This window comes from Streptomyces sp. SID1328, from assembly GCF_009865595.1.
In the GTDB taxonomy this organism is placed as follows: Bacteria; Actinomycetota; Actinomycetes; order Streptomycetales; family Streptomycetaceae; genus Streptomyces; species Streptomyces griseoluteus.
On the sequence record NZ_WWKH01000574.1, the window covers coordinates 1 to 813 of the forward strand.

General features: G+C 74.9%; 2 protein-coding genes. One reads left to right on the top strand and one right to left on the bottom strand.

Features of this window, described 5'->3' with window-relative positions; translation table 11 throughout:
• Positions 1–204 (top strand): helix-turn-helix domain-containing protein (locus tag GT030_RS18080; protein WP_161201969.1); only part of this gene is annotated, 204 nt, incomplete at its 5' end.
• On the opposite strand, the gene GT030_RS18085 is transcribed toward GT030_RS18080, so the two are convergent.
• Positions 201–813, bottom strand: a 613-nt coding sequence (locus GT030_RS18085; RefSeq protein ID WP_161201970.1) for a glycosyltransferase family 4 protein, incomplete at its 5' end; no start/stop codon positions are given. The genes GT030_RS18080 and GT030_RS18085 overlap by 4 nt on opposite strands.

Genomic DNA, 813 nt, shown 5'->3' on the forward strand with positions numbered 1-813 from the left:
AAGCCCCCGCTGCTCCCCACCCTGGAGACCTACCTCGCCCACGCGGGCCGCAAGGCGGAGACCGCCCGCGAGCTCCACCTCAACCGCCAGACCCTCTACAACCGCCTCGCCCGCATAGGCGAGTTGCTGAACACCGACCTCGACGACCCGCACACGGTCCTGGCGTTGAGCCTGGCCCTGCGAGCGAGACGGCACGTGGACTAGAGGAGCGCCATCGGCTGGGTCAACTCGTCGTAGATGCTCAGCACTTGGGCGATCGTGTCGTCCTCGGTCGGCCAGCCGGTCGCCTGGCGGACGCCGCGTGCGATGAGCCGCTCGCGCCGTTCGGGGTCGGCGAGGAGGGCGGTGACAGTGTCGGCGAGGGCGCGGGAGTCGCCGTAGGGGACGAGGGCGGCGGCGTCGCCGACGAGGTCCGGGACGCCGCCCACGGCGGTGGCGACCAGGGGGACGCGGGCGTGCAGGGCCTCCTGGGCGAAGAGGGGGCGGGACTCCCAGCGGCTGGTGAGCAGGGCGAGGTCGGCGGCGGCGAGCAGGCCGGGCACGTCGTCGCGGACGCCGAGCAGCCGGACCGGCAACTCCTCGTCGGTGATGCGCTGTTGCAGCTCGGCGCGGAACGGCCCCTCGCCCGCGATCAGGGTGAGCGGCTGCGGATCGAGGCCCCTCCAGCGGCGGGCGGCGTCCAGCAGCACGTGGTAGCCCCGGTGCCGGTCGAGGGAGCCGACGGCGAGGAGCAACGGGCGCTCGGTGGCGCCGAGTTCGGCGCGGAGCTTGGCCGACGGACGGTCCGGGTCCCCCGCTGCGGCGGGCCGGGGG